25 protein-coding genes are annotated in these 22,491 nt (G+C 70.3%); 14 read left to right on the top strand and 11 right to left on the bottom strand.

All coding sequences use genetic code 11. The annotated features are described in order from the left end of the window. Nucleotides 1-65: 65 nt before the first annotated feature. The 9 genes from VFR64_16060 to VFR64_16100 all read right to left on the bottom strand — a co-directional run bounded on the left by VFR64_16060 (nt 66) and on the right by VFR64_16100 (nt 9,497). Nucleotides 66-1,616: an ATP-binding protein gene (locus VFR64_16060; GenBank protein ID HET9491254.1), complete on the bottom strand. Its 1,551-nt coding sequence runs from the start codon at nt 1,614-1,616 to the stop codon at nt 66-68. Then, nucleotides 1,609-3,762, bottom strand: coding sequence for an ATP-binding protein (locus VFR64_16065; GenBank protein ID HET9491255.1), 2,154 nt, complete (start codon nt 3,760-3,762; stop codon nt 1,609-1,611). The genes VFR64_16060 and VFR64_16065 overlap by 8 nt, the downstream gene beginning before the upstream one ends. A gap of 4 nt (nt 3,763-3,766) precedes the next feature. After that, nucleotides 3,767-4,789 carry an ATP-binding SpoIIE family protein phosphatase gene (locus VFR64_16070; GenBank protein HET9491256.1) on the bottom strand — a complete coding sequence of 341 codons (1,023 nt, stop codon included), beginning with the start codon at nt 4,787-4,789 and terminating at the stop codon, nt 3,767-3,769. Next, nucleotides 4,786-5,184, bottom strand: coding sequence for an anti-sigma regulatory factor (locus tag VFR64_16075; GenBank protein ID HET9491257.1), 399 nt, complete (start codon nt 5,182-5,184; stop codon nt 4,786-4,788). Before VFR64_16075 ends, VFR64_16070 begins: the two co-directional genes overlap by 4 nt. Next, on the bottom strand, nt 5,171-5,542 hold the full coding sequence (locus VFR64_16080; GenBank protein ID HET9491258.1) for an STAS domain-containing protein: 372 nt from the start codon (nt 5,540-5,542) through the stop codon (nt 5,171-5,173). Before VFR64_16080 ends, VFR64_16075 begins: the two co-directional genes overlap by 14 nt. 12 nt (nt 5,543-5,554) lie before the next feature. Beyond that, nucleotides 5,555-6,418: an STAS domain-containing protein gene (locus VFR64_16085; GenBank protein ID HET9491259.1), complete on the bottom strand. Its 864-nt coding sequence runs from the start codon at nt 6,416-6,418 to the stop codon at nt 5,555-5,557. A 145-nt stretch (nt 6,419-6,563) separates the two neighbouring features. Beyond that, nucleotides 6,564-7,211 (bottom strand): response regulator transcription factor, encoded by a 648-nt coding sequence (locus tag VFR64_16090; protein ID HET9491260.1) that lies wholly within the window; start codon nt 7,209-7,211, stop codon nt 6,564-6,566. Then, nucleotides 7,208-8,224, bottom strand: coding sequence for a PAS domain-containing sensor histidine kinase (locus VFR64_16095; GenBank protein HET9491261.1), 1,017 nt, complete (start codon nt 8,222-8,224; stop codon nt 7,208-7,210). The genes VFR64_16090 and VFR64_16095 overlap by 4 nt, the downstream gene beginning before the upstream one ends. Nucleotides 8,225-8,324: 100 nt before the next feature. Next, nucleotides 8,325-9,497 carry an MFS transporter gene (locus tag VFR64_16100; GenBank protein HET9491262.1) on the bottom strand — a complete coding sequence of 391 codons (1,173 nt, stop codon included), beginning with the start codon at nt 9,495-9,497 and terminating at the stop codon, nt 8,325-8,327. 32 nt (nt 9,498-9,529) lie between these two features. On the opposite strand from VFR64_16100, the gene VFR64_16105 reads away from it, so the two are divergent. The 4 genes from VFR64_16105 to VFR64_16120 are packed head-to-tail and all read left to right on the top strand — an operon-like array spanning nt 9,530 to nt 11,555. Then, on the top strand, nt 9,530-10,261 hold the full coding sequence (locus tag VFR64_16105) for a sulfite exporter TauE/SafE family protein (protein ID HET9491263.1): 732 nt from the start codon (nt 9,530-9,532) through the stop codon (nt 10,259-10,261). A gap of 12 nt (nt 10,262-10,273) precedes the next feature. Beyond that, nucleotides 10,274-10,669: a thioesterase family protein gene (locus tag VFR64_16110; GenBank protein ID HET9491264.1), complete on the top strand. Its 396-nt coding sequence runs from the start codon at nt 10,274-10,276 to the stop codon at nt 10,667-10,669. Beyond that, entirely contained in the window at nt 10,669-11,124 is a 456-nt protein-coding gene (locus VFR64_16115; protein HET9491265.1) for a MaoC family dehydratase N-terminal domain-containing protein, read from the top strand. The genes VFR64_16110 and VFR64_16115 overlap by 1 nt, the downstream gene beginning before the upstream one ends. After that, on the top strand, nt 11,121-11,555 hold the full coding sequence (locus tag VFR64_16120) for a MaoC/PaaZ C-terminal domain-containing protein (protein ID HET9491266.1): 435 nt from the start codon (nt 11,121-11,123) through the stop codon (nt 11,553-11,555). The genes VFR64_16115 and VFR64_16120 overlap by 4 nt, the downstream gene beginning before the upstream one ends. Before the next feature lie 88 nt (nt 11,556-11,643). On the opposite strand, the gene VFR64_16125 is transcribed toward VFR64_16120, so the two are convergent. After that, entirely contained in the window at nt 11,644-12,189 is a 546-nt protein-coding gene (locus VFR64_16125; GenBank protein ID HET9491267.1) for an NUDIX hydrolase, read from the bottom strand. Between the two features lie 102 nt (nt 12,190-12,291). Between VFR64_16125 and VFR64_16130 the strand changes: the two genes are divergently transcribed. The 10 genes from VFR64_16130 to VFR64_16175 are packed head-to-tail and all read left to right on the top strand — an operon-like array spanning nt 12,292 to nt 21,615. Continuing rightward, nucleotides 12,292-13,566, top strand: coding sequence for an ABC transporter substrate-binding protein (locus tag VFR64_16130; GenBank protein ID HET9491268.1), 1,275 nt, complete (start codon nt 12,292-12,294; stop codon nt 13,564-13,566). Further along, nucleotides 13,530-14,447, top strand: coding sequence for a branched-chain amino acid ABC transporter permease (locus VFR64_16135; GenBank protein ID HET9491269.1), 918 nt, complete (start codon nt 13,530-13,532; stop codon nt 14,445-14,447). Before VFR64_16130 ends, VFR64_16135 begins: the two co-directional genes overlap by 37 nt. After that, nucleotides 14,447-15,418, top strand: a complete 972-nt coding sequence (locus VFR64_16140; protein HET9491270.1) for a branched-chain amino acid ABC transporter permease — start codon at nt 14,447-14,449, stop codon at nt 15,416-15,418. Before VFR64_16135 ends, VFR64_16140 begins: the two co-directional genes overlap by 1 nt. A 22-nt stretch (nt 15,419-15,440) precedes the next feature. Next, nucleotides 15,441-16,166 (top strand): ABC transporter ATP-binding protein, encoded by a 726-nt coding sequence (locus tag VFR64_16145; GenBank protein HET9491271.1) that lies wholly within the window; start codon nt 15,441-15,443, stop codon nt 16,164-16,166. Beyond that, nucleotides 16,153-16,857 carry an ABC transporter ATP-binding protein gene (locus tag VFR64_16150; GenBank protein HET9491272.1) on the top strand — a complete coding sequence of 235 codons (705 nt, stop codon included), beginning with the start codon at nt 16,153-16,155 and terminating at the stop codon, nt 16,855-16,857. Before VFR64_16145 ends, VFR64_16150 begins: the two co-directional genes overlap by 14 nt. Next, nucleotides 16,854-17,477, top strand: a complete 624-nt coding sequence (locus VFR64_16155; protein HET9491273.1) for a hypothetical protein — start codon at nt 16,854-16,856, stop codon at nt 17,475-17,477. The genes VFR64_16150 and VFR64_16155 overlap by 4 nt, the downstream gene beginning before the upstream one ends. Before the next feature lie 9 nt (nt 17,478-17,486). Beyond that, entirely contained in the window at nt 17,487-18,728 is a 1,242-nt protein-coding gene (locus VFR64_16160; protein HET9491274.1) for a Zn-dependent hydrolase, read from the top strand. A 13-nt stretch (nt 18,729-18,741) separates the two neighbouring features. Further along, nucleotides 18,742-19,491 carry a class I SAM-dependent methyltransferase gene (locus VFR64_16165; protein HET9491275.1) on the top strand — a complete coding sequence of 250 codons (750 nt, stop codon included), beginning with the start codon at nt 18,742-18,744 and terminating at the stop codon, nt 19,489-19,491. Then, complete coding sequence (locus tag VFR64_16170; protein ID HET9491276.1) at nt 19,488-20,399, top strand: lysophospholipid acyltransferase family protein; 912 nt, start codon at nt 19,488-19,490, stop codon at nt 20,397-20,399. The genes VFR64_16165 and VFR64_16170 overlap by 4 nt, the downstream gene beginning before the upstream one ends. A 4-nt stretch (nt 20,400-20,403) precedes the next feature. Continuing rightward, nucleotides 20,404-21,615, top strand: a complete 1,212-nt coding sequence (locus tag VFR64_16175) for a class I SAM-dependent methyltransferase (GenBank protein HET9491277.1) — start codon at nt 20,404-20,406, stop codon at nt 21,613-21,615. Between the two features lie 115 nt (nt 21,616-21,730). Here the strand turns inward: VFR64_16175 and VFR64_16180 are convergent, their stop codons facing one another. Next, a complete protein-coding gene (locus VFR64_16180; protein HET9491278.1) occupies nt 21,731-22,489 on the bottom strand; it encodes an endonuclease/exonuclease/phosphatase family protein in 759 nt (252 codons plus the stop codon). Between the last annotated feature and the right edge of the window lie 2 nt (nt 22,490-22,491).

Below are 22,491 nucleotides of genomic sequence, written 5' to 3' on the forward strand. Positions count from 1 at the left end.
GCCCTCCTAGCACCTCCCGACGCGCCTGACGAGCGGCGGACCAGGGACGCCACGGCCCGCCTCGCTCAGGACGGGCGCCCGCGTTCGACGCGCCCGGCCGGCGGCATAGCCACGGCCTGCCGGAACGGCAGCGTGACGGTGAACGTCGCGCCGTACCCGAGCCCCGGGCTCTCCGCCTGGACCGTGCCCCCGTGGAGCTCGACCAGATGGCGGACGATTGCCAGTCCCAGTCCGAGCCCGCCGTGGGTTCGCGCACTGGTGGTTTCGGCCTGGCGGAACCGCTCGAAGACGTGGGGGAGAAATTCCGGACTGATGCCCTGTCCGGAATCGCGGACGATGATCCGGACGTGCGCCCCGTCGGTCTGCAGGCTCACCTCTACGCGTCCACCGGTCGGCGTGAACTTCACCGCGTTCGAGAGCAGGTTCCACATGACCTGCTGGAGCCGACCGGGATCCCCCAGGAAGTGGGCGCCGGGGGAGTCCAGCTTCGTCTCGACGCGGATGGCCTTGGCCTCGGCCGCGGCCAGCACTCCGTCCAGGGCGGCGCGGATGACCGCGTTGAGATCGAGCGGCCGTACATCCAGGCGGAGGCGGCCGGTGATGATGCGCGACACGTCGAGCAGGTCCTCGATGAGCCGGGTCTGAATGCCCACGTTGCGCTCGATCGTCTCCAGCGCGTGCTGGGTGGCCGTCTCGTCGAGCATGCGGTTGCGCAGCATCCGCGTCCAGCCCAGCATCGAGGTGAGCGGAGCCCTGAGCTCGTGCGAGACGGTGGCCAGGAACTCGTCCTTGGCCCGATTGGCGGCCTCGGCCTCGGCGCGGGCGACTTGCTCCCTGGCCAGCAAGGCCGCCCGCTCCTTCTCGGCCTGCGTGCGCTCGGTGACATCGCTCACGATGTACACGCAACCGATCAGCGTCCCCTCGTCGTCGAGGACGGGATCGGCCGTGACATGGTACCAGCTGTCGCGGAAGGCCATGGTAGCGGTTTCCCGGCGGCAGCTCAGGAGCAGCCGCACGAAGGGCAACTCGGAGTCACGCTCGGGCGGCCCCCCCCACAGCCGCATCACGGGAGTCCCGGTGATGTCCGAGCCGGCGCGCGCGAATATCCGGAGGAACGCCTCGTTGCACTGCAGCACGGTTCCCGCGACATTGAGGACGGCGACGCCGTCCCGGATGGCGTCGAAGGTCGCCTGCCATTGCTGGGCCAGCTGGCGTGCGCGTGCTTCGGCCCGCCGAATGCGCAGCAGGGCCTTGATGGTCGCTACCAGCACGGGCGGCTCCACCGGCTCCGTCAGATACCCGTCGGCGCCGCCCTCCAGGCCCAGGGCGCGATGGCCGGGGTTGACGAACGTCGCCGACAGATGCAGCACCGCGATCATGGCCGTCCGCGGCTCCGTCTTGAGGCGCCGGCACACCTCGAAACCGTCCATGTCGGGCAAGTTCACGTCGAGCAGCACCACCGCGGGAGCGTGGGCCAGGGCCGCCCGCAACGCCTCGGCGCCGGTCGTCGCCTCCCGTACGGTGAAGCCTGCCCGGCGCAGGACCTGGGTGCGCGCGTAGCGGGTCGGCTCGTAGTCGTCCACGTTGAGCACCAGGGCCGCGGCCGTTTCACCCACGGGGCGCCTCCACAACGATGCCCGCCTGGACTAGCGCCTCCCGCAACGCGGCTCGGGCGGCGCGCCGGGAACTGTTGCCTTTGGAGAGCACGGCCGCCGCCCGGCTGGCCAGCTGGCGGTGCTCGGCGGCGTCGAGCATCTTCGAGGTCAGCACGATCACGGGGATGTCGGCCGTGCGCGGCTCGCCCCTGAGACGGTCGAGCACCTCGAATCCGGTCAGGCCGGGCATGACGAGATCCAGGATGATGGCGTCCGGTCGCTCCTCCCGGGCGCGCCGCAGGCCCTCCTCCCCGCTCGCGGCTTCGCCGACGACGAACGGCAAGTCCCGCAGCACCGTGCGCAGCACATAGCGATCCACCTCCTCGTCGTCGATGATGAGCAGCCGCCGCTCGGGGGCGGGCAGCGTGAGCCGGGTCAGCGTATGGATGAGCCAGTCGCGCTCGATGGGCTTGACGCCGTACGCATCGGCGCCGAGCGCCAAACCCTTCTGGCGATCCTCGACGGAGGTCGCCACGATGACGGGGACCGATTCCCCCTCGTGGCCCCGCTTGGTCTCGACCAGGAATTCCCACGCGTCCTCGCCCCGCAACACGATGTCCAGGATCACGGCGCGGGGCCGCGCCACCTTCAGCGCCTGCCGCGCCTGGCGGGTCGTGGCGGCGTGCACGAGCTGAAATTGAGTGCCCCTGAGGAACTTCTCGTAGAGCAGACGCTCCTGGGAGCTGTCCTCCACGACCAGCACCGGCACGCGGTCGGGCTCGGGCCGCCAGTCGGCCTCGAGGGGCGGCTCCACCGGCTCGGGCTCGGCATAGCGGATCGGGATCGTCGCCGAGAACGTCGAACCCAGGCCAGGCTGGCTCTGGACGGCGATGCTACCGCCCAGCAGGGCGGTGAGCTTGCGGGTAAGCGGCAGGCCCAGGCCGGTGCCGCGGAACCTCCGCTGCACGGGATGGTCCAGCTGGGTGAAGTCCTCGAAGATCCGCTCCAGGTCCTCGGGGGCGATCCCGATCCCGGTGTCGGCGACGGAGAAGACCACGGCCTGCCCATCGGAACTGAGGGTTGCCGACACGCGCACCTCGCCGCGCTCGGTGAACTTGAGCGCGTTGGAGATGAAGTTGCGCAGGATCTGGGAGACCTTGGCCTCGTCCGTGTCGAGCGGCGGGAGCGAGGATGGATCCTCGATCACGAGGCTCACCGCTTCGTTGACGAGGAGCGGGCGCAGCATGCCGCGCAGCGCCCCGAACAGGCCGGCCACGTCGAATTCCGAGGGCCGGACGACGATCTTGCCCGCCTCCACCTTGGCCAGGTCGAGCAGGTCGTTGACCAGCTCGGAGAGCTCCTCGGCCGCGCGCCGGATGAACCCGACCTGTTTGTCCTGCTCGCTGGTCAACGGCCCGTCGGCATGCTCGAGGAGCAGGCCGGACAGGGCCAGGATGGAATTGAGGGGGGTGCGGAACTCGTGGCTCATGTTCGACAGGAACCGCGACTTCATCGTGTCGGCCTGGCGCAGATGCTCGGCCTTCTCGTCGAGCTCGGCATAGAGGGCCACCACCCCCCGGTTGGTGTCCTCGAGCTCGCTGTTGAGCAGCGAGAGCTCCTCCTGGCGGGCCCGCAGCTCCTCCAGGGTGCGCAGGAGCTCCTGGTTCTGGCGCTGGAGCTCGGCCAGCGGGTCGATGGACTCCTGCATCGCCAGCCGCCTGCCCAGCGCGTCGAGCATCTCGGGGAGCATGACCGGCGCTCGTCGCGGGAACAGCTTTTTCAGCGACACCCGCGTCCCGCGACCGGGGGTCGACTCGATCTCGAACCGGTCCACGAGACGCCGGGCGCCCACGATGCCCAGGCCCATTCCCGTTCGGGATTCGTAGTCGCCGTCGAGGACCCGGGACAGATTCGGGATCCCGGGCCCCTGGTCGCTCACCTGGACGACGAAGAGCTGCGGCGCCTCCTTGCCTTCCACCAGGAAGTCCACGCGGCCGCCCCCGGCGTACGAGTACGCGTTGCGCGCGATCTCCGAGACGGCAGTGGCGATGCGCGTCTGGTCCTGCGCGTCGAACCCGAGCTGCTCGGCAATGGCCCGGGCCCGCTGGCGGGCCGTCACGACATCGGGTTCGTGTCGGAGGGCTAGCCCGAGCACAAGGGACGGCATGACGTTACTCCGACGACTCGCGGGCCACGATGACCGTCACGTCGTCGCGGCCGCGGGTGAAGTCACGGTAGAGCACACCGGCGATCAGGCCGGGGTGACGCCGGGCCAGCCCCGGGTAGCGCTCGAGGTCCCAGTGGGTGGCCAGGCCGTCCGAATGCAGCACGAGCAGGCCGCCGGGCGGCCACGGATAACTGAACTCGTCGATCCGTCCGGCGGAGTGTCCCGCCGTCCCGTTCTGGGAGACCAGCCGGCGAACACCCTCGTCGCCGACGATGACGGCCGAGATGTTGCCGAGCCCGCAGAACCGGACCACGCTGCGGCCGAGATCGACCTCGGCGACGGCCAGGGCGCCTCCCCGGGTGCCCTTGAGCCCGGCATGGGCCGCGGCGACCCAGCTCCGCGGTCCGTCACCGGTATGCCGACGGACCAGTCGCATCGCCGTCCAGGCGGCCTCACCCGCCAGGGGACCATGCCCGAGACCGTCGGCGACGGCGATGATGCTCCGCAAGCCGAGCCGCTCCACCATCCAGTCGTCGCCAGCGACGTCCTCCCCGGCCTTGGCGACACACACGGTCCCGACGTCCAGCCTCGGCCCGGCGGGCCGCGTGGGCTTCCTCTTGCCCCAGAGCTGGACCACGATCGCCGTGCCGGCGGCGGCCAGCGAATACAGGTCGAAACGGTCGCTGAGCCGGCGGACCGCGCCAAGACCGGTCCCCGGCGTCCCCGCGGTCGAGGCGCCGTCGCGCAGCGACTCGGCCAGGTTGGCGATGCCCGGTCCGCGGTCCACCGCTGATACTCCCACGCCGCAGCAACCGTCCTCGTCCAGCGTCTGGAGCAGCAGCTCGCCGCCGCCCGCGTGCTTCAGGAGATTGCTACCCAGCTCCGTGACTACCAGCGCCACCCGGCCGGCATGCTCGGCGTCGAACCCCAGTCGGAGGGCCAGCTCCTGGGCGGCCCGGCGAGCCTCCCCGGGCTGGCTCGGGTCCATGACGGCAAACTGGCGGGTGGCGCCCCGGCCGGCCGTCATCTCCACTTGGTCACCGTCACCCGCGTGCCTTCACCGCGCCGCGACACGATCTCGAATTCGTTGCACAGCCTTCGGGCGCCCCCCAGGCCGAGCCCCAGGCCCCCGCCCGTCGTGTACCCGTCCTTGAGGGCAAGCTCGATGTCCCCGATTCCCGGCCCCTTGTCCTCGAAGATGAGCCGCAGGCCCCGCCGGGTCCCCTCGGCCAGCGCCTGCAGATCGACGCGGCCTCCCCCGCCGTGATCGAGCGTGTTCCGGGCCAGCTCGCTGGCCGCGGTGACCAGCTTGGTCTGATCGACCAGCGAGAATTGCAGATCCACCGCCCATTGCCTCACTTGCTGGCGAACCGCGACGATGTCGTCCGAGGACCGGATGGGGCGGCTGTCACTCCTGAGCACGACCCCGCCCGTTCGCGCGCAGCAGCTCCATGCCCTTCTCGACGTTGAGGGCGGTCCGCACGCCGGGCAGCTGGAGCCCCAGCTCCACGAGCGTGATGGCCACGGCCGGCTGCATGCCGACGACGACGGTCTGGGCGTCGAGGACTCGGGACATCCCCGCGATGTTGGCGAGCATGCGCCCGATGAACGAGTCCACCACCTCGAGCGACGAGATGTCGATGAGCACTCCCCGGGCCCGTGTCTTCACGATGCGGTCCGTGAGGTCGTCCTGCAGCGTCATGGCCAGGCGATCGTGCATGTCGACCTGAATCGACACGAGCAGAAACTCGCCCATTTTGAGGATCGGAATACGTTCCATGCTGCGCTCCGCTCAGCGGGAGCCCTGGCGCGACATCGGCGCGCCCGTTTTCTGCAGCGCCACCGCGAAGGCGTCGGCCAGCGTGGCCTTGGTGATCACCGCGCCCAGCTCCACCCCGAGATGGACGATGGTCTGGGCGATCTGGGGCCTGATCCCGCTGATGATGCAGTCGGCGCCCATGAGCCGGGCCGCGGCGACGGTCTTCAACAGGTGCTGGGCCACCAGCGTGTCGACGGTCGGCACCCCGGTGATATCGATGATGGCGATGGCGGCGCCCGTCTCGACGATGCGCTGCAGGAGCGTCTCCATGACCACCTGGGTCCGGGCGCTGTCCAGCGTGCCGATCAACGGCAGGGCCACGATCCCATCCCACAGCTGCACGACCGGCGTGGACAGCTCCAGCAGCTCCTGCTGCTGCCGGAGGATGATGTCCTCGCGATTCTTCTGGAAGACTTCCATCGTGTAGAGTCCGAGCCGATCGAGTACCAGCGTGGCGGCCCAGATCTCGTCGACCAGCATCTCAGGCGACCCCGCGTATTCCTGGCGCAGACGCGCGAACACCGGCTGCTTCAGGGAGAAGACGAAGGTCGCGGTCTCCGCCGGCGTGAATCCGTGCTTGGCCCGCTGGCTGGAGGCCTCGGCCAGCAGCCCCCGGACGTCGCTCCAGACCGGGTCGGCGACGTCGGAACTCCCGCCGCGCTCCACGGCCTCGCGGAACGCGGCCAGGAAATGGCGCGACTGCTCGCGCTGCTCGGCCTCGTTCATGCGGTCCGAACGCAATGAGGAGCTGGCCAGTTGCTCCTTGATCCACAGGTTGAGCAGGTCCCCCTCGTGCTTTCGGATGATTTCGGCGAATCCCGGTCCAACTCGGCCCATGTCCGCTGTCCTCCTACGGAGACAGCACCCTTCGCTGTCGGTTCCGTCGAAGCTCTACCCTAGACACGCCGGCTCCGACCGGCAATGCGTAGTCGTACGTGATTCCGGAGTCGGGCCCTACGCGGGTGCGTAGCCGGCCGGCCGCTCAGTCGGCGGATAGGATTCCCTGGCGGATCGCGTAGCGGATCAGGTCCGTCTGGCTCCGGAGGCCGAGCTTGCGCAGCAGACTGGCTCGATGTGTCTCCACGGTCCGAGGGCTCAAATACAGGCGCTCGGCGATCTCCTGGCTCGTGCGGCCCTCGGCCGCCAGCTTGAGCACCTCGCGCTCACGAGTGCTGAGCGTCTCGTGTGGCGCCGGCGCAGCGGCCCGGGCGCCTTCCACGTAGGCCTCGACCGCCCGCTGGGAGAGGGTGGGGCTGAGGTAACGGTGTCCGGTGGCGACGGCCCGGATGGCGTCGACGAGGTCGCTGGGGCTCGCCTCCTTGAGCACGTAGCCGCTGGCCCCCCCGCGGACCGCCTCCCGCACGTAGGCGTCGCTGTCGTACATGGACAGGACGACGACCTGCGTCCGCGGCACGCGGCTCACAATCTGCCGGGTCACTTCGAGCCCCGTCATCCCGGGCATCATGAGATCCACCAGGATGACGTCGGGTTTCAGGCGCTCGGTGAGGCGCACCGCCTCGATGCCGTCACCGGCTTCTCCGATGACCTGGAGGTCGGCCTCGCCTTCCAGCAGGGACCTGAGCCCCCGCCGCACGACGGGGTGATCGTCGGCGAGCACGATGGTCGTCATGCCGCACCGTGCCCCTGCTCCGTCCTGTTCACCGGAAGCCAGCCCGTCACCATCGTCCCCTGGCCCGGCTGGGACTCGATGGTGAGGTGGCCACCCAGCAGGTCGGCTCGCTCGCGCATCCCCGAGAGGCCCGACGAGGCCCCGGAGGCCAGCGCCGTTTCCACGGCGAACCCCGCTCCCTGGTCCTCGATCTGCACCACGAGCATCGTGCCACCCTTCACGACGCGGACCGAGACGTGACGGCCCCGGGAGTGGCGGGTGACATTGGTCAGCGCCTCCTGGACGATCCGGTAGGCCGCCGTTTCCACCCGGTGCGGCAGGCGGGCCTCCAGTCCTCCGTGCTCGAACCGGACGCCGATGTTGGTGCGCGCGGTGTAGCGCTCGAAATAGGCCTCGAGCGCCGCGCGCAGGCCGAGGTCGTCCAGGACGGTGGGCCGCAGGTCGAGCGAAAGGCCCCGGACACGCCACACCAGCTCGTCGACGAGCTCGCCGGCCTCCTTCAAGACGTGCTCCCGGGCAGTGGAATCGCGCTGGGCCAGCCTGAGGAGCATCTTGAGAGCCGTCAGCTCCTGGCCCACGTGGTCATGCAACTCACGAGCCAGGGCCCGTCGCTCGCTCTCCTGAGCGTCGAACAGCTGCTCGCCCAGGCGCTGCTCCAGGCGCTTGCGCTCGGTGACATCGACGATGGCCCCGACCCATCGTCCGGGAAGCCCGTCCTCCGACGGCTCGGGACGGGCATGCCCGATGACCCATCGCGCTTCCCCGTCCGGACGCCGCACACGGAACTCGGCGGCGAACTCCCGTCGCTCGTCGAAGGCCTGCTGCCAGGCCTTGAGGATGCGATCCCGGTCGTCGGGATGGACGGCAGCCGCCCACCCCGTGCCCAACGCCTGGTCGGCCGGCAGCCCGGTGATGGCGAACCATTGATCGTTGACGTAGGTGAGCGATCCGTGGGCGTCGGCTTGGGCAAGACCGACCGGAGCATGCTGCGCCACTTGCCGTGATTCGCTCACGCTTGCAACTCCTGCCACGGGTGCCGCCCAAGGATCGTGCAATGACCGCGTCGGCGAAGCCCACGCTACCGGCCGGGCGCGACCCTGTCAACGCGTCGCTTCACGCCGTTCGCCCTCTCCTCGCCACGACGACGATCAGGGCGGCCACGGCAGCCAGCCCCACGGCCGTCGCGGCCGTCAGATAGGCTCGCGCGAAGGCGGTGTCGAAGCCGGCCGCCGCGCGCGCCACCGCGAACACGTAGGCCAGCGTCGCCACACCGCCCACCGTTCCGAGCGTACGGGCCAGAAAGGCGAAGCCGCCGGCAACGCCCTGCTGCCCGGCTGGAAACTGCGCCATCAGCGCCGTCATGTTGGGGGCCTGAAAGAGGCCGACGCCCAGACCGGCGGCGAGAAGCGCTGCCGCCAGCAGCGCGGAAGACGTCGTCGGGCCGGCGGCCGACAGCACCAGCAGTCCCGCCGACTCCAGAGCGAGCCCGGCCGCCATCGGCGCCCAGGGACCGACCCGATCGGCGAGCCGGCCCGCGGGCGTCGCGGCCAGCGCGGTGCCCATCGGCATCAGCATGAACAGCGCGCCCCCGTACAGGGCGCCCAGCCCGCGGCGCTCGAGCAGATCGAACGGGCCGAACAACCAGATGGCGAATATGCCGGCCTGGGCCAGGAAAGCCAGGACGCCGGTGCCGAGGACACCTGCGCGTGCGACCTCACGCAGCGGGATCAGCGGAGCCCCGACACGGCCCGTGGTCGCTGGCGCCGCCGCCATTGCCCAGCCCAGCACGGCCAGGGCCAGGGGCGCTCGCAGGTAGAACACCGATGCCCAGCCCCAGCGGTCCACGACCAGGCCCGCGATGAGCGGCCCCAGGGCGAAGCCCAGCCCGATCGCCGCGTTGAGAAACCCCAGCGCTCGGCCACGCGTGTCGGGCGCGGCGGCGAACGTGACCAGCGCGGGCGTGGTGCCGTAGACCAGGCCGCCCGCGAGCCCCTGGAGCACGCGTCCCCCCAGGAGCGCCGCGAAGCTGGCCGCCGTGCCGCAAACGACGAAGCTCAGCGCGCTCAACCCCAAGCCGGCCAGGAACACGGGACGGTGTCCGACGCGATCCCCCAGTGCCCCGCCGAAGAACGACACCAGGGCGTAGGTGAGCACGTAGCTGATGACCACCCAGCGGATCCGCTCGGCAGGAACGGCGAAGGCGGCGGCCATCGCCGGAAAGGCGATGTTCACGGTGGAGTCGAGCGAGACCACGAAGGCGCCCGCCCCCGCCAGCGCTTTGCCCACATCGCGTATGATGGCACGAGTGCGGACACGCGATGCCTGACCCGTTCGGCTGGGCCCTCCTGCTCGGCGGTGCGGCGCTCGGCTCGGTCATCGGGGGCGTCGCCGGATTCGGCGCCGGGCTCATCTTGCTTCCCCTGCTGGTCTGGGCGGTGGGCGTCCGCGCCGCCGCGCCCGTGCTCACCGTCGCCATGCTGCTGGGCAACATCTCGCGGATCTGGTGGAGCCGGCGCGAGGTGCACCCCGGCGTGGCGTTCCGCTTCCTGGCCGGCGCCATGCCCGCCACCGCTCTTGGCGTGGTGTTCTACGCGGGCGCCCCCGGAGAGTCGTTGCGGTGGATCATGGGCGCTTTCCTCATCGCCTCGGTGCCGTTGCGGCGCCTGCTGCTCAACCGAAGCGTCACCGTGCGGCTGCGCCACTTCCCCGTGGTCGGCGCTCTGGTCGGCACGCTGTCCGGAATCGTGGTGGCCACCGGTCCCGTCGCCTCCCCGTTCTTTCTGGCCTACGGCCTCCGGCGCGGGGCCTACATCGGCACCGAGTCCGTGTGCGCCCTGGGGATGCACGTGGCCCGCGGGCTGACCTTCGCCGGCTTCGCCCTGATCACCTGGGAAACCGTGACGGTGGGCCTGGTGCTGGGGGCGGTCATGTTCGTGGGCGCCTGGCTCGGCCGCGGCCTGCTCGACCGCATGAGCGATCGCACCTTCCTGGCCATTCTCGAGGTCTTCCTGGTGCTCATGGGCTTGCGGTTCCTCCTCGTCTCGCGGTAAAAGGGGCGCGCCATGGACCTGAAGGCCGGCGCCAACGCCGAGGTGGCCGTCACGGTGACGCCCGATCGCACGGCCGACGCCATGGGCAACCGAGGCGTCCACGTCTTGGCCACGCCATTCGTCGTCGGACTGCTGGAGGACGCCGCCGGCGCCGTGCTCGAGCCGCATCTGCCGGCGGGCGCGGCGACCGTGGGCACCATGGTGGAGATGCGCCACCTCGCCGCCACGCCCGTCGGCATGCGAGTGCGGGCCCGGGCCACCCTGCTCCAAGCCGACGGACGGCGGTTCCTCTTCTCGGTCGAGGCGTGGGACGACCGGGAGAAGATCGCGGAAGGCAAGCACGAGCGCTTCTTCGTGCGCGATCTCTCAGTATTCCTGGACCGGGTCATGCAGAAAGGCCGGGCCTGATGGCCGTCGCCCTCGCCACCGCCATCATCGGCAAGGAGTACCCGCCCTTTGCATTCACCGTGGAGCGCGGGAAGATCAAGGAGTTCGCGCGAGCCATCGGCGATCTCAACCCCTTCTACCTCGACGACGAGGCGGGGCGGGCCTCGCCGTGGGGCGACATCATCGCGCCCCCGACCTTTCCCATCATCTTCCGCTCGGAGGCCGCCGATTCGACCGCCGTGCTCCGCGACCTCGGCGTGGACATCGGCCGGGTGCTCCACGGCGAGCAGGAATTCGAGCAGGTTCGCCCCATCACGCCGGGCGAGACCCTGCTCTGCCGGACGCGGGTCGTCGACGTCTACGAGAAGCCCGGGCGCAGCGGTCCCCTGGGATTCGTGGTGCGAGAGATGAACGTGACCGACCGCGACAACGAGATCGTGGCGACCATGCGACAGGTCACGGTGGTGCGGCTGTGAAGTTCGCCCGGCTCTACTTCGAGGACGTGGCGGTGGGCGCCGACACGCCGCCGCTCGTCAAGGGCCCGATCCAGCAGATCCAGCTCACCCGCTACGCCGGCGCGTCCGGGGATTTCAACCCGATCCACCAGGACGAGGAGTTCGCCCGCGCGGCCGGCATGAGCGGCGTCTTCGCTCACGGCATGCTCTCGATGGGCTTCGTGGCCCAGGCCCTCACCGACTGGGCCGGGCCCGGCACCGTGCGCAAGCTGGGCGTCCGCTTCACCGCGCTGGTGAGGCTCAAGGACACCGTGACGTGCCGGGGGCGCGTGCTGGCCAAGCAGTCCAAGGACGACCAGCACCTGGTGGAGCTGGATGTCTGGGCCGAGAATCAGCGGGGCGAGAAAGTGGTGACCGGCCGCGCCACCCTCACCCTCCCCTCCCGGCTGTAGTGGCCCTTCGAGCGCCGGCTCCGCTGGCGCCTCCGGTCCTGGGGGAGGATTCGGAGGGGGTCGTCGCGCCCCTTAAGGGCGCACCAGTTTAACCGCCGGGAACCTCGCCGCGGGAGGCGACCCACTCGCGCAACGCGTCACGCGTCGAGGGAAAGGCCAGGGCCGTCCAGGGAATCTCCGACGGCTTCATCCACTCGAGCGCGTCGTTCTCGTTACAGGCGGTCAGGGTACCTCCCGTGACTCGGGCCTGGTAGACGATGATCACGGGAGCGGCCGGATAGGAATAGACGTTCAGCAGCCCCGTGAGCTCGGCCCGGAGCCCGGTCTCCTCGAACGTCTCGCGCAGGGCCGCGTCCGTCGCCGTCTCGCCGAAGTCGACGAAGCCGCCCGGGAAGGTCCACAAACCGCGCCCCGGGTTGATGGCGCGACGGGTGAGGAGGATCCGGCCATCCTGTTCGAGGATGGTGCCGGCGACGACCTTGGGATTGAGATAGAACACGAAGCGGCAGGCCGAGCACACCGCCTGCTCCCGCTGGTCGGGCGGGACCGCCTCCCGCGCCAGCGGCGCGGCACAGAGCGGACAGAACCGGATGGTGTGCGGGGCCAACAGCCGCTGTCCGTGATCGTCGCTCACGCCGTCGAGTCTAGCATGTGGTCGCTTGACACCTTCCGTGACCCGGTGCTAGAACGCAGGCGTCATCCGCACCGTTCTCTCGCCATCGGGGGGAGGTCACCCATGCGCCACCGTGTCGTCGGCGTCACCGCCAGCCTGCTCGTCCTCTCGGTCGTCGTCCTGCTCAGCGGGAGCCAGGCCCAGCCGCTGGCCGGCGAGTACAAGATCGGCGTCCTCGAACCCCTGACCGGACCGCTGGCCGGCGAGGGCAAGCGCCACCTGGAGGGCTTCGAGATCGTGCGGGACATGATCAACGAGCGGGGCGGGGTGATGGGCAAGCGGCTCGTCTTCGCCGTGGGCGACGCCCCCGACCCCACCGCGGCGGCCAGCGAGGCCAACCGCCTCATCACCCGCGAAGGGGTGAAGATCATCACGGGGACCTTCTCCTCCACGCTGTGCGGCGCGGCCAGCGAGGCGGCCGCCCGGCACAACGTCATCTACTGGGAAACCTCGTGCGTCGATCCGCGCTTCAGCAAGCGCAATCTCAAGACCGCCTTCCGGACCGAAATCGACGCCACCGGCTTCGGCTGGTACAACGTCGAGTTCATCGCCAAGCACCTGGCCCCCCGCCTGAACCTCCGACCGAATCAGCTCAAGATCGCCTTCCTCAGCGAGGACTCCTCGTACGGGCAGGGCGTCACCGAGTCGGCGCGGCAGCGAGCCAAGCAAGAATTCGGGATGCAGGAGGTGGGGCTGGAGTATTACAACTTCCGGACCATCAACGACTTCACCCCGGTCATCGTCAAGTTCAAGCAGGCCAACCCCGACGTCCTCCATCACGTCGCCTACAACAACGACGCGATCCTGTTCTGGCGGCAGGCGCGCGAGCAGAGCTTCCTCTTCAAGGCGCTGGTGCACGCTGGGGCCACCGGCTACGGCTCTCCCGATTTCGGCAAGGCTCACGGGGCCGACGCCAACGGGCCCTTCGCCCTGCTGGAGCCGGGGCCGGGCTTCCGCATCGAGTCCCTCCGGCCGGAGGGGCGGAAGCTGGAGCAGGAGTACCGTGAGGCCGTACAGAAACGCACCGGCTCCTATCCGCAAGGTGGCCACCAGCTCGCCGGCGGCGGCCTCTGGCTGCTCAAGCTCGTCCTCGACCGCGCCCGCACTGACGATCCCGAGACCTTCCGGAAGACGGTCCTCTCGCTGGATCTGCCGGTCGGGTCGATGATCAACGGCTGGGGCGTGAAGTTCAGCGAGGTGGGGCAGAACGCCAACGAGCGCGTACAGCACTACATGCTGCAGTGGCAGGACGGCCGCCTCGTCACCGTGTGGCCGGAGGAGTTCACCACCCTGCGGGCCAAGTGGATTCCCCTGCCCGCCTGGGGCCAGCGGAAATAATAGGCGTCCTCGCCCAGCTCGGCGTCGCCACGGTCCTGTTAGGGAGCATCTATGCGTTGATCGCCGTCGGGCTCACCCTGATCTTCGGGATCATGCGCGTGGTGAACTTCGCTCACGGCGAGTTCCTCATGCTCGGCATGTACCTGGCCTTCTGGTCGTTCACCCTGTGGTCCATCGACCCCTGGTTCATGGTGGTGGTGGCCATTCCGCTCTTCTTCCTCATCGGCCTGCTGACCTACGCCCTCGTCATGCGGGGCATCATCCACGCCTCGCATAACGTGCAGATCTTCACGACGGTCGGGCTGTCCATCGCGCTCCAGAACCTCGCCCTCGTCCTGTGGACGGGCGACTACCAGGTACTTCGTCCGTGGCACGCCGCGGTCGTGGTCCGCATCGGCAGCGCGGCCTTCAACCTCTCCCAGGTGGTCGCCTTCGCGGCATCGATGGCCCTCACCCTCGCCCTGTTCGCCTTCATGAAGTGGACGGCGGCCGGCCGGGTCATCCGGGCCACCGCTCAGGACGGGGAAGCGGCCACGCTCATGGGGATCGACACCGATCGCGTGTACCGCGTCACCTTCGCCATCGGCATCGCCTGCGTGGGCGCCGCCGGGGTGCTCGTCTCCCCCCTCTATGCCGCCTACCCGACCGCGGGCTTGCAGTTCGTGCTCCTGGCCTACGTGGTGGTCGTCCTGGGTGGCCTGGGCGACATGGTCGGCGCCCTGCTGGGCAGCCTCATCGTGGCCGGCGTGGAGGTGGTGGGCTCGTACTTCTTCGGCGCCGCCTGGAAAGAGGTCTTCTATTTTGTCCTGTTCATCGCCGTGCTCGTGTTCCGCCCGGCCGGGCTCTTCGGCCAGCGGGGCGCCGAGATGCTGGGCGCGTGATGGGCGCCCCGCGTCTCGGGCGGTGGGGCCCCGCGCTGCTCGTCGTCGTCGCCGGGGTCACGCCGCTGGTGGTGCACGATGCCTTCTTCCTCGACGCGCTGGTCCTCGTCCTCTTGTGGGGCGCCATCTCCGCCGCCTGGAACGTCGCCGGCGGCTACGCCGGCCAGGTCTCGCTCGGCCACTCCGCGTTTTTCGGGATCGGCGCCTACTCGGCGGCCCTGCTCTCCACCCGATGGCAGCAGAGCCCGTGGCTCGGCATGCTGGTGGGGGTACTCGTCTCCCTGGTCGCCGGCGCGCTGATCGGCTACCTGTCGAACCGCCTGCGCGGGCCGTACTTCGCACTGTCGACCATTGCGTTCTCGCAGGTGCTGCTGATCCTGGTCAGTCGATGGCGCGGCTTCACCGCCGGGTCCGAGGGCATCCCGGTGCCCTTTCGGCCCGGCTTCTGGACGCTCGGGCTGGATCATGTGGCCTGGGTGTATCTGGCTCTGGCGCTGGCCATCCTGTACTACGCCGTACAGCGGTACTTCGAACGCTCGCGTATCGGCTACCAGCTGGCCGGCGTGCGCGAAGACGAAGACGCCGCCCAGGCCCTCGGCATCCCGAGCCGGCGACTAAAAATCTTTGCCGTCACGCTGAGCGCGGCCATGACGGCGATGGTGGGAACGCTGTGGGCGCAGTACGTGGGCTTCGTGGATCCGTACTACGTCTTCTCCGTCGACCTCTCCATCCGGTTCGCGCTGAACGCCATCATCGGCGGTCTGGGCACCGCGCTCGGCCCGTTCCTGGGCTCGCTCCTCATCACCACGATCGAGACGTACCTGCGCGCGACCTTTTCCGGCGTGAAGACGGGCTTCGCCGGCATCTACCTCGTCTTCTACGGGTGCGTCCTGATCCTCGTCGTTCGCTTCGTTCCCGAAGGGCTGGCGGGGCTGGCCGCCCGCCTCCGGGCCCGGCCGGCGCGGGCTTAGGCCTGAAAGGACATGACGAGCGATGCTCAAGCTCGAGGGGGTGACCAAACGCTTCGGGGGGCTCACCGCTGTGAGGCAGGTCACGCTGGCCGTCGGCTCCGGCGAGCTCGTGGGCGTCATCGGCCCCAACGGGGCCGGCAAGACCACCCTCTTCAACGTCATCGCTGGGTACCACCCGCCCGACGGGGGACGCGTGCTGTTCGAGGAGCGGGACATCACCGGCCAGCCGCCCCACCTCATCTGTCAGAGCGGACTCACTCGCACGTTTCAGATCGTCAAGCCCTTCGGCAACCTGTCCGTCCTCGACAACGTCATGATCGGCTCGCTCACCAAGGTGACCTCCGTCCGCGCCGCCCGCGTCGACGCCGAACGGGTCGTCGAGACGTGCGGGCTGGCTGCGTACACGACGACACGCGCCAAGGCGCTGCCGGTCGGGCTGCGCAAGCGGCTGGAGGTGGCGCGGGCCCTGGCCACGCGGCCCCGGCTGCTCCTGCTCGATGAGGTGATGGCCGGCCTCAATCCGACCGAGCTGGCCGCCATGGTCGATCTCATCCGGGGCCTGCACGCCCAGGGCCTCACGCTGCTCGTGATCGAGCACATCATGGCGGCGATGATGCGCCTGGCCCAGCGCATCGCCGTCCTTCACCACGGCGAGCTGATCGCCGAAGGCCCCCCGGCGCAGATCGCCAGCGATCGCCGGGTGATCGATGCGTATCTCGGCGAGGAGTTCGTGCTTGCTCAAGCTTGAAGCGGTCGACGCCTTCTACGGCGATCTGCAGGCGCTCTTCGGGGTCTCCCTGGAAGTGCGGGACCGGGAGATCGTCGCGCTGGTCGGCGCCAACGCCGCCGGCAAGACGACGACGATCCGCGTCATCTCGGGCCTGCTGGCACCGCCGCGCGGTCGTGTGCTGTTCGGGGGGGACGACCTGGCCCGGGTGGCCGCTCACCGCCGCGTGGACCTGGGCATCGTACAGGTGCCCGAAGGGCGCCGGCTGTTCCCCTTCATGTCGGTGATGGAGAACCTCTTGCTCGGCGCTCACCCCGAGCGCGCCCGGCCCGAGCGTGGCCGCGCCCTGGATTACGTGTTCGCGCTGTTTCCCGTCCTGGCCGAGCGCCGGGGGCAGCTGGCCGGCTCGCTCTCGGGTGGCGAGCAGCAGATGTGCGCCATCGGCCGCGCCCTCATGGCCCGGCCCCGCCTCCTGATGCTCGACGAGCCGACGCTGGGCCTGGCCCCGTTGCTGGTCCGGCAGATCTTCGAGACCGTCCGCACCATCAACGCCGACGGGATGACCGTGCTGCTGGTCGAGCAGAACGTGCGCCAGGCCTTGACGGTCGCCCACCGGGCTTGCGTGCTGGAGAGCGGGCGCCTCGTCCTCGACGGTCCGGCCCGCGACCTGCTGCGCGACGACCGCCTCAGGCGCGCCTACCTGGGTCTGTGATCACGCGCCGGCGCGTGTGGGCGGGCGTGGACGTGGGGGCCGCGGCCAAAGGTTTCCACCTGGCGCTCGTCGACGACCGTCGGCTGGTCGGCGGCCCCGAGCGGTGCCCGAGCGTCGCCCAGGCGGTGCGCCGGCTCGCATTCTGGGCGCCGCGCCTCGTCGCCGTCGACAGCCCCCGCCGGCCGGCGCCGGCCGGCGAACGGTCTCGGCCCTGCGAACGCGAGTTCGCGCGGGCGGGAATCTGCGGCTTGCGCTTCACGCCGGACCGGGGGACCTTGCAGTCCAATCGCTATTACGCGTGGATCCTGAATGGCTTCGCCCTGTACCGGGCGCTGCAGGCCGCCGGCCTCGCCGCGGTCGAGTGCTTCCCCACAGCCTCGTGGACCCGCTGGCACGGGCCGCGCCGCGCCTCGCGAACGGCATGGTCCGGGGCCGCCCTCCGCGACCTGCCCCTCGCGGGCGTCCCTGGCCGTCTCAACCAGGACGAGCGCGACGCGATCGCCGCCGCCGTGACGGCCCGGGAACACCACCTGCGGCTCACCGAGCGCTTCGGCGATCTGGTGGTGCCGCGGCACCGGACGATCGGCGATCCTGGACGCGACGGCCTGGTTGCGTTATAGGACTGTCAGATGAAGATCGAGCGAAGCCGCCTCGAGCACTCCATCCAGACGCTGGGCCGCATCGGCGAAACCGCGCGGGGCGGCCTCACCCGCCTGGCGCTCAGCGACGACGACAAGCGGGCCCGCGACCAGATGGTGGCGTGGATGCGGGAGGCCCGGCTGAGCGTGACCGTCGATCAGATGGGCAACATCTTCGGCGAGCGCCCCGGCGCGGGCGCGCTGCCGCCCGTCGTCATCGGCTCCCACGTGGACTCGGTGCCGACCGGCGGCAAGTACGACGGTCAGCTGGGCGTGCTGTGCGGGCTGGAGGTGATCCGCGCCCTCGACCAGCACGGGGTGCGCACGCGCCATCCGGTGACGCTGGCGATCTTCACCAACGAGGAGGGCGCCCGCTTTCAGCCGGCCATGATCGCCAGCGGCGTCATGGCCGGCAAGATCTCGCTGGAGGACGCCTACAACGCCCGCGACAAGGACGGCCGGCGCCTCCTGGACGAGCTGGAGCGGATCGGCTACCTGGGATCCGAGCCCTGCGTGGCGCGACCCCTGCGGGCCTATCTCGAGCTGCACATCGAACAGGGCCCCTTCCTCGAAGAAGAGGGCCTGTCGGTCGGCGTGGTGGAAGGCATCGTGGCCATCTCGTGGTCGCGCCTGACTGTCCACGGGGTGCAGGACCACGCCGGCCCCACCCCGATGCGCAGCCGCCACGACGCCCTGGTGGCTGCCGCGGAGGTGATCACCGGCGTCCGTCGGCTGGCCAAGGATCTCGGGCCCGACACGGTGACGACCGTCGGCAACCTCACCGTGCAGCCCAATATCGTCAACGCGATTCCCGGCCGCGTGGTGCTGTCGATCGACATCCGGGACCCGCGTGACGAAACGCTGGCCCGCGCCCGGCCGATGCTCGATCGCCTGGTGAAGGAGGCTTGCGAACGCGAGGGCGTGCGCTGGGAGCTCGAGCACTACTGGCAGGTGCCCTACACGGCGTTCGATCCGGGTGTCGTCACCGTGGTGGAGCGCGCGGCCAGGGCCGCCGGCGCCCGCTACCGGCGCATCCGCTCGGGCGCCGGCCACGATGCCCAGTACATGGCGGCGATCGCGCCGGCTGGGATGATCTTCGTGCCCTCGCACGACGGCCGCAGCCACTGCGAGGAAGAGTTCACCCCCATGGACGACATCGAGCACGGCGCCAACACGCTGCTGCTGGCAGCCGTGGACTTGGCCGGCCGGGCGGACACGGCCGGCCAGGACTGAGGGCGGTCCGGCCATGAAGCCCCATCCCATCTTGCCCGGGTACTATGCCGACGAGACGCAGCGTCGCCGCTTCCTCACCCGGATGTTCAACGAGACGGCCACCCACTACGACCGCATCAACGGGATCATGGCCTTCGGCTGGGGCATCTGGTACCGGCGCTGGATTTTACGGCGCGTGGGGCTGCGACCGGGCGCCCGCCTCCTCGATGTCGCCGTGGGAACCGGCGCCGTCGCCGGCGCCGCCGTCCGGATCGTGGGATCGCCCGGCCGCGTGGTCGGGATCGACCCGAGCCCCGGCATGCTGGCCGAAGCCAGGCGGAAGCTTCCGATCCCGCTCGTCCAGGGCCTCGCCGAGCAACTCCCCTTCCGCGCGGGCCAGTTCGACTTCGTCAGCATGGGATACGCGCTGCGCCACGTCTCCGACCTCAAGCACACCTTCGGCGAATACGTCCGCGTGTTGCGGCCCGGCGGCACCCTGCTGATCCTGGACTTCGCCTGCCCGCGCTCTCGGCTGGGTCGCGGCCTGGGACGGCTTCACGTCAATCACCTGGGCCCGCTCGTCGCCCGGCTGCTGTCGCGCCGTCGCGAGGCGCAGACGCTGATGCGGTATTGCTGGGACACCGTCGAGCACCTGGTGCCCGCGGACACGATCCTCACCGCCATGGCCAACGCCGGGTTCGAGGTCGTCAACGCCACGGTCCGGTTCGGGTTGCTGAGCGAGTATCTCGGTCGCACACCGTCGCACCGCGGCGGCGGCCCGTGATCGCTCCGCCGGGCGAGCGCCGCACCTCCCCGGGGGCGGGGCCACGATGGTACTCGCATCCCTACAACCGCGCCGAGCTGTATCGGCTGGCCGGGGCGCTGGGCCGGCTGCCACGCCGGCTACGGCTGCGTCTGGCCCGGGGGCTCGGCTCGCTCGCCTCCCGGCTGCTGCCCGCAGAGCGCCGGGTCGTCCGCCGCACGCTCGCGACGGTGACCGGCGCGAGCGGCTCCCGGCTGGACGCCCTCGCGCTCGGCGTCTTCCGGGAGTTCGCCATGTGCTTCAGCGACCTCGTCTCCACGAATCGCCAGCCGGCTGACCGGCTGGCCACGCTCGTGGGCTCGGTCAGCGGAACGGATGGCTTCGTCGATCACCGCGGGGGGCTCATCTCGCTCACCGCCCACGTGGGCAACTGGGAGCTCGCCGGCCGCCTGCTGGCGCGACGTGCGGCGCGGGCCACGCACGTCGTCGTGGCCCAGGAGGAAGGGCCTCAGCTCGAGCACTGGCTCCGACGCAACGGGGACGGCGTGCGCTTCGTGACGCGGTCCCGACCGACGGTCTCGCTCGGGCTGGTCGCCGCGCTCCGTCGCGGCGAGGTGGTGGCCCTACAGGGGGACCGCGCGCTCGGGACCCGCGGCGACGCGCTCGTGCCGTTCTTCGGGCGTCCTGCGCCCTTCCCGCTCGGCCCATTCCTGCTCGCCGGCGCCGTCGGCGTTCCGATCGTGCCGGCATTCTGCGTCCTGGACCCGAGCTTCCGGTATCGGGTCGTCTTGCCGGAGCCGCTCCACGTCACCCCGGGAAGCGAGCGCGAGGCGTTGACAGCCTGGGTGGAGCATCTGGAATCGATCGTGCGCGCTCACCCGACTCATTGGTTCAATTTTTTCGACATTTGGGATCCATTCAGTACGTGATCACATGAGCATTCGGGCCCCGGCGGTGGCAGGGCAAGCGGAAGCCGAGCGAGTAGCCTCGGCGCTCGCTCGCCTCCTGCCTGCCAGCCTGGTGCCCCTGTTCGACGCCTCGTTCTGTCGCTCCGGGAGCCTCTACGAGGAGTACGCCCACCGCTTGACCATCGACGTCTTCCGTCGCGCCGGACTTGAAGAGGCGGCGCGAGCGCCCGGGGACGCGGCCGAGATCTCCGCCCGGGCGGGCCTGGCTGGCGGAGCGTCCCTGACCGCAGTCGACTGGCTGCTCCGGCACCTGGCCGCGCGTGGATTGCTCGAGAGCATCGACGCTGACGGCTTCCGACGCTTTCGGCTCCGCCGGGCGTTGCCCGACCTCGATCCCGCCGATGTGGCCAGGGAGCAGCAGGCGCACGACGCGTCCTGGCTGCCCTCCTACGTGCTCGCGGAAGCGGTCGCCCACGATTATCCGGCCTTCCTGCAGGGCGAGCGAACCGGCGAGGAAATCCTGTTCTCCCCGGCGCGCTTTCCACTCTGGGTGGCGTACTTCTCCAACGACAACGGGCTGTACGCCATCAACAACCGCGTGGGCGCCGCCGCGGTGGAAGCATGGCTGCCCGCGGGCGGAGGCGCGATCCTGGAGCTGGGCGGCGGCCTGGCCAGCGGGGCCATCGCCGTGCTCGAGGCGCTCGAGCGCGCCGGGCGGCTGCCGGAGGTTCGCACGTATCAGTTCACGGAACTGGTGCCGCACTTCCTGCGGCGCGGCCAGCGCGCCCTGCAGTCCCGGTTTCCCGAGGCCGCGTTCCTGACCTTCGGCCGTCTGGACATGAACGCTTCGTTCCGCGAGCAAGGCGTGCCGCCCGGCGGCCTCACCGTGGTGTACGCCGTCAACACGCTGCACGTCGCGTACGACCTCGAGGCCACCCTGGGCCAAGTGCGCGAGGCCCTGGCGCCCGGCGGGCGTCTGGTCGTTTCCGAGTGCGTGCGCCCCCGGGCCGGGCAGCCGATCTATCCGGAGTTCGTGTTCAATCTCATGGAGACGTTCCGCGCCCCCCTCCTCCGCCAGCCCCACCGGCCCAACGGCGGATTCCTCACGCCGGAGCAGTGGACGGGGGCGCTCGAGGCCTCCGGCTTCCGCGACGTCTGCTGGCTGCCCGACCTCGTCCGCCTCCGCGACGAGTTCCCGGGCTTCTACGTCGCCGCCATCGGCGCGACACGGAGTTGAGACGGCGACTGCCGTCGCACCCCGCGTGAACGCGTGGTGTGCAGGGGTGCGTTGTGACACCCCGCGCGGATGGGGAGGTTTGGAGGGGGCGGTCTCCGCCCCCTCCAAGCTGAAGTCACTCGGCCGGAGGCAGCTCGTCGGCCCGCACGTACCCATCCAGGGCGGAGGGCCTGGGCCGGACCCGCAAGCGCGCGACCACGGGCAGATGATCGGAAGCCAGGCGGGCCCGCCGGCTCCGGTGCACATGGAATGTCTCGCCTTCCAGCTCCAGGTCCCAGTAGATTCGGTCGAGCCGGAACAGTGGGAACAGCGCGGGATGGGTCCGGCGCATCCGCCGCATCGGCGAGGAAAACTCGTGGCGCAGGCCTCGGGTCACCGGTCCCCGATGCCACTCGTTGAAGTCCCCCATCAGGATGCGAGGCCCTTCCAGCCGGGACGAGGCCCGGATGAAGTCGGCCAGGAGCGTGAGCTGGTCCCGGCGCTCGCGCAGGCTCAGGCCGAAGTGGCAATTGAAGACGTGCACGGTGCGCCCGCTGGCGGTCAGGTCGACCCGCAGGCAGGCCCGCGGCTCCCGGCGGCTGCATGACAGATCGCAACCGGCCCAGCCGAGCACCGGCAACCGCGTGAGCACCGCGTTCCCGAACGTGCCGTCGCGGTGTGGCCGGGTGACGCCCATGACCAGCGTGAGGCCGAGGCGTGAAGCCAGGTGCGCCGCCTGGTCGGCCCAGCCCGTCCCCGGTCGCCGGATGACCTCCTGGAGACCGATCAGGTCCGGGGAGATCTCGTCGATGACGTCGGCGATGCGGTCGATATCCAGGCGGCGATCGAGCCCGACCCCCCGGTGAATGTTGTAGCTGGCGACGACCAGTTGCACGG

The sequence above is a fragment of the Candidatus Methylomirabilota bacterium genome, from assembly GCA_035709005.1.
Classification (GTDB): domain Bacteria; phylum Methylomirabilota; class Methylomirabilia; order Rokubacteriales; family CSP1-6; genus 40CM-4-69-5.